The organism is Shuttleworthella sp. MSX8B (genome assembly GCF_000524295.1).
In the GTDB taxonomy this organism is placed as follows: domain Bacteria; phylum Bacillota; class Clostridia; order Lachnospirales; family Lachnospiraceae; genus Shuttleworthia; species Shuttleworthia satelles.
The window spans coordinates 1-6870 of record NZ_JAQT01000008.1 but is presented as its reverse complement, the minus strand read 5'-3'; the positions used below and the strand labels follow the sequence as shown (position 1 = coordinate 6870).

Sequence of the window (6870 nt, the reverse complement as noted above, 5' to 3'; positions counted from 1 at the left end):
GGCTTTGAGGCATTTTTTATCAACACGTTTTGTCCACCCTCAAAGTTTATTGAACCAAGATTGAACCCCTCCAAGCCCTTTATTTACAAGGCTTTTGAGGGGTTTTCATCAACACGTTTTGTCCTATAACCCGTGAATTGCCGGATCTTTAACGACATGATTTCTAAAATAATGACCCAAAACATGACCACAAAAAAGAAAAGCCCCCGAAACAGGGACTTTTGCGAAGCAAGATACGGGAGTCGAACCCGCCTCCTCAGCTTGGGAAGCTGATGTACTACCGATGTACTAATCCTGCATGTCAATTGATAGGTACATTATACCCATTTGACATATTCACTGCAATCACAAAATAATCTTGCAAAAACTGTCTTGCAAACCAAAGTGGAGTGAAACGCTTATTTCCACTCCAAAGGACTCCAAGTGGATTTTGATCCTGCTGCCTGCCAGCCGAAAAATCCACCGAAAGGGGCAAAGGAGACCAGCTCCCCGTCAGCGACCCCTCTGCCCAAAGATCAGCCGGCCGACCCAGATAACAACTACTGCCCCCACGACGCCGACGACAATATGCCCCAGAAAAGAATAGGGCATGATGTCCAAGGCCCTGAAAATCCAGTTGCCGACTGCACCACCGACCAGACCCAGGATGATATTGCGAATAATCCCTCCCTTAGAATCCATAATCAGCCCGGCCAGCCAACCGGAGATCGCTCCGACAAGAATACTTACCAACATATTTTTTCCCTTCTTCCACTGAATCTACAGTCCAAAGTGGAATCCAAAATGCGACACTAAAACTACAGTACAACATCGAAACTATCGTACAAAACGAAAACTACAGCGCAAAATAGAATCCACAGTACAAAATCGAAACTACAGTACAACATAACGACCTGTGAGAAAGCTGTTCTCCCGCAGAGATTCAAGCGCAGATCAAAAGTCATAGGTTTTACACGTCAAAAGTCATAGACTTTACATGGCGCGAACCCGATCCAGGAAATTCTTCAGGATCCGCCCTGTCGCCCCCCAGATCAAATGCCGGTCAAAAAGGTAAAAGGGCATAGACTGCCTTCTTCCCTGCCAGTGATACTCCTGTCCGATCATGTCTGTAAATCCCTCATCCGGGATGGGCTTCATGGTGATGCTGTGCATGACAGGCTCTGCTGCCAGAAGTTCCTTCAATGACAGGACAAATACTTCAGCCACCTCATCTTTCGAATAGGTTCCCTGATAATCCTCCAGTTGAACCAAAAAAGCCCACATGGGCGCTCCGCTGGGGCCAAGCGTCCCATCGATCTGCGTCAGAAGATGAATCTTGTCTCCAGAGATCAAAAGCTCCTCTTTTGTCTCCCGAAGAGCAGCTTCTGCGGGACTCTCCTTTCCCTCAATTCCACCGCCCGGAAAACAGATCTCACCGGGCTGGGTCTGCAGATCAGAGGAACGGACTTCAAAGAGAATTCCGGGTCCCTCCTCTGTCACAAGCAGGGGAACGGCCACCGAGGCCTCCCTCTCCTGTTCAAATCCAAGCAGCTTGGGCCGCTCCTTAGACCAGCAATCCAGGAAACGATCCTGATTCCACTCTTTCATCTCGTCACTCCACCAGGTCTGCCAGCTCCATAATCAGTTTCTCTGTCTTATCCCAACCGAGGCAGGGATCCGTAATCGACTTGCCATAGATGCCGCCGTCAATGCTCTGCGCCCCATCCTCCAGATAGGACTCAATCATCAGTCCCTTGACCAGGCCGCGGATATCTGTGTTGACGTGACAGGAGTGCATGACGTCCTTGGCAATACGGATCTGCTCCAGGTATTTCTTGCCGGAGTTATTGTGGTTGCAGTCGACGATAATGGAAGGGTACTTGAGTTCCTCGTGCTCCTCATACAGATCAGCGACGCGGCGCAGCTCCTCATAGTGATAATTGGCGTGGTTCATCCCGAAGCGATCCACGTAACCGCGAAGAATGACATGGGCATAGGGATTCCCCTTGGTGCTCACCTCCCAGCCGCGGTACTGAAAATCATGCCCGTGCTGGGCTGCCACGATGGAATTCATCATGACGGAGAAGTCACCGGATGTGGGATTCTTCATCCCGACCGGGATTCCCAGACCGGAGGCCACCAGGCGGTGATGCTGATCTTCCACAGATCTGGCGCCGATCGCCACATAGCTGAGCAGGTCAGACAAATAGCGGTGATTCTCTGGATAGAGCATCTCCTCCGCGCAGGTAAAGCCTGTCTCCTCTATCACGTGCATATGCATCTTTCGAATAGCAAGAATCCCTGCCAGCATGTCCTCCGGCTTATTGATATCCGGCTGATGCAACATACCCTTATAGCCGAGCCCGGTTGTCCTGGGCTTATTGGTATAGACTCTTGGGATCATGAGAATTTTGTCAGCGACCCGATCCTGTACCTTCTTAAGGCGAACCATATAATCAAGGACGGCAGGCTCATTGTCCGCAGAACAGGGACCGATCACAAGCAGAAGCTTATTCTCCTCCCCGCGCAGAATCGCGGCGATCTCCTCGTCACGCTTCTCCTTATCCCTTGCCCTCTCCTCTGAGAGGGGAAATTCTTCCTTAACCTCCTTGGGAATAGGCAATTTCCTGCGGAAGTTCATATCCATATCCATCGTAATCACTCCTAGTTCTCTGCATTACTCCTCGGGCTGTCCCGAAATCTCTCACAGTGTAACAGATATCGACCTGTCGTGCTATCCCGCTAAAAAGCGACGTCTCTTTCAGACCTCCAAAACACCGTCTCCCAGACAAACTCACACCGTCTCTCAGGCAAATTCACGCCGCCCTCATACATCCACAGATAACCCTATAACAGATGACTTTTATCTCTATCATTCATCTCATCTTTCATTATCTCGCATTCCTTCTATTGAAGAAAATCGATTCTAGCCGACAGATTTTTTATCTGATTTCGAGCATGTCTCATGAAAGGCCTCCTGCAGATCGCCCGCTAAGGCCCGCATCCAGTCCCTGTCCAGCTTGCAGACAGCCCTGTCATAGGTGAAAACCCCATTAATCTCCCCCTCCACATCGGAGATCTGGGTGTAAATGCTTCCCACCAGGCCCTGCTGACGTATCGCCGGAAGGATGATATCCCGATAGAGTCTCTCAACTGCCTCCTGCAGCTCGGCGGGATTCTTCTTGTCCGATCCGTAGCCATAGCGCTTCTTTTGCATGCAATGCCCCTCCACTGCCAGGGTGTATCCCCCGCACTCGGAGAGAAAGAGCGGTTTATCCCTGGCTTGCAGAGTATAACTCCTGTGATAATTATGCTGGGAATCGAAGTCACTGAGCTTTTGCGCGTACCAGCCTGAAGTGGCGTCGACCAGACGCCCGGGGTCTTTTTTCTTGACCAGACGATAGAGACGATCCGCGTCATATTGCCCCCATCCCTCGTTGAAAATCGTGTAGGCGATGATAGAGGGGTGATTGCGCAGCTGGTCAATTGTCCCTGCCAGATGCTGTTCAAAGAAGGCTCGACGCTCGATCTCATCCTCCCCCGGCAGGCGCAGGGCATTTGCCTCATCATCTGCCCGGTTCAGTTTGCCGTAATTGGGCAGGGCCGTATCACGCATGAAATCATACTTGCCGCTGTTGACCATATCCTGCAAAATCAGCATGCCCATGGCATCACAGGCATAGTAGAAGCGTTCCGGCTCCAGCTTGATGTGTTTTCTCAGGCAATTAAATCCCAGCTCCAGCGCTCCCTGGATATCTTCCAGATAAGCGCCGTTTGTCTCCGGCAGATAGATCCCCTGGGGCCAGTATCCCTGATCCAGGAGCCCGTGCAGATAGACGGGCTCTCCATTGCAGCAAATCTTTCCGCCCTCCATGCTGACGGTTCGAAGCCCCAGATAGGTCTCGACCTCATCCTCTCCAATCCCAAGGCGAAGACGATAGAGAAAGGGGTCTTCGGGCGACCAGAGATGAGGCCGGGCAAAGTGTATTAAAATGGAACCGTCAGAACATTTCTCCTGGGATATACTCTCCCCGGATTCCCCCTTGGACATACTCGTCCTTACTTCCCCCTTGGACATGCTCGTCCTTGCTTCCCCCTTTGATATGCTCTCCCCGGTTTCCTCCCGGGATACGGGCGTGAGCAGGTCTGCCCGGTCGATAGATATGATCTCTCCCGAAGCGTCATAGGCCCGGATCAAAGCGCTCTTTTGGTCCGAAAGGATCTCCAGCCGATCCGCATGGCGCTCGGGGACCGCCTCCATCCAGACCTCCTGCCAGATACCTGAGACCGGCGTATACCACATGCCCTTGGGCTTCTTCGACTGTTTTCCGTAGGGGTAGACGGGGGACAGAGAATCTGTCGCAATCACCTTTAGAACATTGTCCTCCTCCAGGGCGTCTGTGATATCGAAGCAAAAGGCCAGATAGCCTCCCCTGTGACTTCCCACCAGCTTTTCATTGAGAAAGACCAGGCAATATTGATCTACTGCCCCGAAATGGAGAAGAATACGTTTTTTTCTCACGGGAGATGAAGAGGTCTTCGAATCTTTCTTCTCCAGCTTTTGCGGCGTGAGCGGGCAGGGAATCAAGTCGCCCCTCTGATTGTGCCAGCCTAAGCGCAAAGAAAAGTGCAGCTCATAAGAGAGGTCATCCCGGATCTCCCCCTCATAACCGCTTGCGGCCGCCTGGGGTGGAAAGGGCAGTCGAATGGGATTTCCGTCCAGCGTCCAGTCCTCATTCAGAATGCGATAATTATCCCGGATCATCTGCGGTCTCGGATACTTCATTCGCTCCAGGATTTCATTTTTATCTGTCATATTTCCTCTCTCATCCCTCGCTCACGACATCCAATCGTCTGCCGTCCGGCAAGCCGACACAGACAAGCCATCTGCCGCCGTGTGAGCCGTCACAGACAGGCCATTTGCCGCCAGGTGCGCCATCACAGACAGGCCATTTGCTGCCAGGTGAGCCATCATTAACAAGCTCATCCGCCCTAGCCAAAGTCTCTGATAAAGGGATCTTCCCTGCGATAGGGTTTCCAGTCACCAGAGTCGCAACCCTCTCTGCCGTTCGGATCTCCGTACTTGATGAAATTGCACCAGGCGCAGATCATAGCGTCGGAAATCTCGTAATCCCACTCCTCAAACGGTCTCCAGGACCTGGCTAAGGTCCCGAAAACATACCAGAGTTCCGCAGAATGAAATGCCCCTGCCCGGTCGCCCGGCAGAGCCCGATTAAAGTAATAAATGTAGGTCTTCTGCTCAGAAGTCTCCTCCCGGGCCAAAGCCCAGTCAATACAGCCCTGATAGAGCTTCCCTCCCGGACGGCCGACGGCGCGCCTCCTGACCAGTATGTCATTGGCGTTGGATCCCAGCAGGTAGGGGATATCCGCAATCCTTCCGGCGCGGATATTCTCATCATAGGTTCCAGGGAGTACATATTCGTCACACATAGGAGAGAAGGGAAGCCCCTTAATCTTACCGATCACCGCTTGCGTCTTCTTGCAGAGAACCTCCGCCGGCAATTCACGCATCTGACTCAGGCGATCACAGCGACAGGATCTCATCAGCATCTCCCCGATCCGATAGGCTTCTTCCCGATGCAAATCACGGGCCAGGCCATTGTTCACACCCCCGCCCGACTGCATAATCGCCCGGGCAAACAGTCCTCTTGCCAGAGGAGAATTACAGAGGGTTTGAACACTCACTGCCCCGGCGCTCTGCCCGAAGACGGTCACCCGATCCGGATCCCCGCCGAAGGAGGCGATATTCTCTTTCACCCAGCGCAAGGCGGCAATTTGATCCAGGATCCCATAGTTTCCGGTCGTCTGCGCGGGATCCTCCAGGGCCAGCTGAGGCAGGGCAAGAAAACCAAGGGGGCCAAGCCGGTAATTGATGGTGACTAAAATAATGCCCCGCTTGGCAAACTCAGCTCCATCGAATTCAATCTCAGATCCGTAGCCTCCCAGGAAAGCGCCCCCGTGAATCCAGACAGCGACCGGATAGGCTCCGTCTTCTGCCTTCTTCTTAACCGGAGTCCAGATATTTAAATACAGGCAGTCCTCAGACATGGGAGGCAGAAACTCTGGATCGGCATAGAACTCCTTCTGATAGAATGCCCTGCCCTTTTGATTCTGCACTGCCCGATTCTGAAAAACCACTGCCTGTCGGATCCCTTCCCATGCTTTCGGAGGCTCCGGTCTCTTCCAGCGCAGATCTCCGACTGGAGGCCTTGCATATGGAACCCCGCGAAAAACCGCGTAGGACAGAGTCTCCTCTCCCTCCAGCAGCCCCTCATTCACTCTCACTTGTCTGGTGTTCATGGCTCTTCCTCATCCCAGATCTTCACTGTCAAGAACAATGGTAAATGGTCCGTCATTTAAGAGCTCGACCTTCATATCCGCCCCAAAAATCCCCTTCTCAACTCCGGGGATCGACTTCTTGCACTGGGCAATGATGTACTCGTAGATGGCTTCCGCCGATTCCGGTCCGGCGGCCCTGGTGAAGGAAGGACGGTTCCCCTTTCTGCAGTCTGCATAGAGGGTAAACTGACTGACTAAAAGCAGCTTTCCATCCACGTCCTTTAGGGAGAGGTTGGTCTTCCCCTCTTGATCCTGGAAGATGCGCATCCCAATCAGCTTGTGAACCATCTTGTCCGCAAGAGACAGACTGTCCGTCTGACAGATTCCAATCAGAACCAAAAATCCTCTGTCGATCTCTGCCTGCTTCTTCCCGTCTACTGTGACGGAAGCATGGGTTACTCTTTGAATAACGAATCTCATAGGACAAGTACCTCTTCCTGGGTTTTCAGAATTCTTTTCCTTCAGATGTCTCTATTATAGTGTTCAATCTTATTTAATGTTTCGATTTTAGATAAATTTTATAAAGCCCGA

Annotated in this window: 7 protein-coding genes and 1 tRNA gene; all 8 read right to left on the bottom strand. The window is 52.1% G+C overall.

The features are described 5' to 3' along the window. Window positions 1-227 precede the first annotated feature (227 nt). Window positions 228-298: transfer RNA gene (locus HMPREF1508_RS01220), tRNA-Gly, on the bottom strand. Between the two features lie 194 nt (window positions 299-492). Then, complete coding sequence (locus HMPREF1508_RS01215) at window positions 493-735, bottom strand: GlsB/YeaQ/YmgE family stress response membrane protein (protein WP_044958709.1); 243 nt, start codon at window positions 733-735, stop codon at window positions 493-495. A gap of 237 nt (window positions 736-972) precedes the next feature. Further along, entirely contained in the window at window positions 973-1587 is a 615-nt protein-coding gene (locus HMPREF1508_RS01210; RefSeq protein WP_044958707.1) for an NUDIX hydrolase, read from the bottom strand. A gap of 4 nt (window positions 1588-1591) precedes the next feature. Further along, window positions 1592-2632 carry a 3-deoxy-7-phosphoheptulonate synthase gene (locus HMPREF1508_RS01205; RefSeq protein WP_044958704.1) on the bottom strand — a complete coding sequence of 347 codons (1041 nt, stop codon included), beginning with the start codon at window positions 2630-2632 and terminating at the stop codon, window positions 1592-1594. A gap of 273 nt (window positions 2633-2905) precedes the next feature. Further along, complete coding sequence (locus HMPREF1508_RS01200; protein WP_049906806.1) at window positions 2906-4795, bottom strand: glycoside hydrolase family 2 protein; 1890 nt, start codon at window positions 4793-4795, stop codon at window positions 2906-2908. Between the two features lie 21 nt (window positions 4796-4816). Then, window positions 4817-4966, bottom strand: a complete 150-nt coding sequence (locus tag HMPREF1508_RS10330; RefSeq protein ID WP_198015537.1) for a hypothetical protein — start codon at window positions 4964-4966, stop codon at window positions 4817-4819. 5 nt (window positions 4967-4971) lie between these two features. Beyond that, a complete protein-coding gene (locus tag HMPREF1508_RS01195; protein WP_044958700.1) occupies window positions 4972-6300 on the bottom strand; it encodes a carboxylesterase/lipase family protein in 1329 nt (442 codons plus the stop codon). 9 nt (window positions 6301-6309) lie between these two features. Then, entirely contained in the window at window positions 6310-6759 is a 450-nt protein-coding gene (gene dtd / locus HMPREF1508_RS01190) for a D-aminoacyl-tRNA deacylase (RefSeq protein ID WP_006905365.1), read from the bottom strand. Between the last annotated feature and the right edge of the window lie 111 nt (window positions 6760-6870).